Annotated in this window: 2 protein-coding genes; one reads left to right on the plus strand and one right to left on the minus strand. The window is 42.5% G+C overall.

What is annotated here, in order from left to right; all coding sequences use genetic code 11:
- Positions 1-86: 86 nt before the first annotated feature.
- Positions 87-1064: a hypothetical protein gene (locus tag AKL11_RS13885; protein ID WP_067518388.1), complete on the minus strand. Its 978-nt coding sequence runs from the start codon at positions 1062-1064 to the stop codon at positions 87-89.
- 274 nt (positions 1065-1338) lie between these two features.
- Here AKL11_RS13885 and AKL11_RS13890 point away from each other — a divergent pair, with 274 nt between their 5' ends.
- On the plus strand, positions 1339-1911 hold the full coding sequence (locus AKL11_RS13890; protein ID WP_067518391.1) for a DUF4372 domain-containing protein: 573 nt from the start codon (positions 1339-1341) through the stop codon (positions 1909-1911).
- Positions 1912-1959 lie beyond the last annotated feature (48 nt).

The raw sequence follows: 1959 nt of genomic DNA on the forward strand, positions 1-1959 counted from the left end.
CGTTTATATGGACAGCCAAGGCTAATGACATACTGGAGAAGGTAGTTCGAGCTAATTGCCGCTTAAGCAGCAAAAAGAACGGCGCACTACACTAGCGCCAGTTTTTTCATATCGTCACAGATTTCTGATGACCGGCAGACAAAAAATAAAATCCGCGAAAATGTCATCAGTACAAGAGGATCTTTTTCAGGGTCTTTCAAAGATGATTGACAAATATCCGGTGCTTTGGAAGTGGTTGGTATGTCAGTACTCAACAACTGAACCGGTTCTCCATTCGATTCCGATTTCTGACCTGCAGCATCAATTGCATTACTTACTACCTCGTCTAGAATCGTCTTAATGCCCTCTCGGACCTTTTCTTCATGTGTTGATGATTCACCAGTAATCGCTTTTGATTCATCGATGGAATCTGCCAGTTGATCAAGCAGCAGTTTAACTTCTGCCCTGACAGTATTTTTATCTGATAGTTCTTTGTTGGTTGCTGGTGATGATTTGGCAACACTATCAACCAAGTCAATGAGCCAGTTCATTAAAACCTGAACGTCAACGTTAACACTTACGGTGTCAGGCAAGGCAGGTGGGAGGGGAGCTACCGATTCATCAACAGTACTCACTATTTTTTCAATGGATTTTATTTCGTCTTCAACACAGCCTCTCCCTGGCGGCAGTTCTTCTATGGTGAAAAGTTTTTCGGAATTTGTGGGAATAATGCTTAAGGTCAGCCATGTTTTTATTATCAATTCCAGGGTGGTTAAATCTACATAGCTTTCATCACGGATAAAATTATATAAATTTAGCTCATCGCCCTCCTTGGGTTGAAATAGTTGATTTAATGGATCAAAAACCTGAGTGTTCAGGTGGTTAAGCGCTTCCGGGGTTAGATCATTAATGTCAATTCGGTTTTGGTCGTCTGTTGGACCTGATATTGCCAATGCCTGTTCCAGCTTTTGTGATTCACTTTCTGCCCATGCTTTAATGATTCTGTATTCGGAGATAAAGTAGGTGACTTGTTCTTTAAAGGATGCAATATCTGCAGCAATTCCCGCCGAGTTGATTAAAGTCAATAATATCAAGGGCTAGAGACTGATCTACTAGTTCAGAAATCGCAGACTATTAAGTAACATATACGACATTACATCATCATTGTCATTTTACTGTGAAACCATCTAACCGAAAGACGATTGCTGAGAAACTGATCAAAATAGTTTCAAAAGAAGCTGTTAAAGTCACTGCTGTCCGGTTAAAAATCTGGGGAAGAACTGAAGTGCTTGTCTCTGTTGATCTACGGTAAAATAGCGGTTGTCGAGACAGCTATTTTACAGAACAAGAGAGACAGGTATGAAGCATCATAACAGCGTTTTCCAACAGTTACTCAAAACAATTCCACGTCACCAGTTTCAGAAGGTAGTTGATCGACACAATGGGGATCATCGAATCAGAACTCTGACATGCTGGACTCAGCTCGTTTCCATTCGGGATCTGGTTGAGAATTTTAATGCCTGCCACAACCACCATTACCATTTGGGTGTCTCTCGCATAAAGCGTTCTTCATTGTCGGATGCCAACAGCACTCGGGCGGCCAGTATTTTCGAAGAAACCTTTTTCTTTCTACTACAAAAGGTCAGAAGCCATCTGCCTCGKGGAGCGGGCAATGAAATGGTGCGCCTGATTGATTCCACGACCATTGACTTAAATTTGAACCAGYTTGAGTGGGCGCATTTTCGAAAAACTAAAGGCGGCATAAAGCTTCATACGGTGTATGACCCGAAGGCCGATACTCCCACTTTTTTCGAACTGACCACTGCCAAGAAGAATGACTGCAAAGCGGCTCAGAATCTTCCCATCATGGCAGGTGTCACCTATGTTTTTGCCTCGTCAGTAAAATCTGTGGGCAATTTCTGGTTCAGGTAGCTTGCCAAGTGCATGGTATAACGCAATTTCCGCGCATCTGTAGGTTCT

The organism is Endozoicomonas ascidiicola (assembly GCF_001646945.1).
Taxonomy (GTDB): Bacteria; Pseudomonadota; Gammaproteobacteria; order Pseudomonadales; family Endozoicomonadaceae; genus Endozoicomonas; species Endozoicomonas ascidiicola.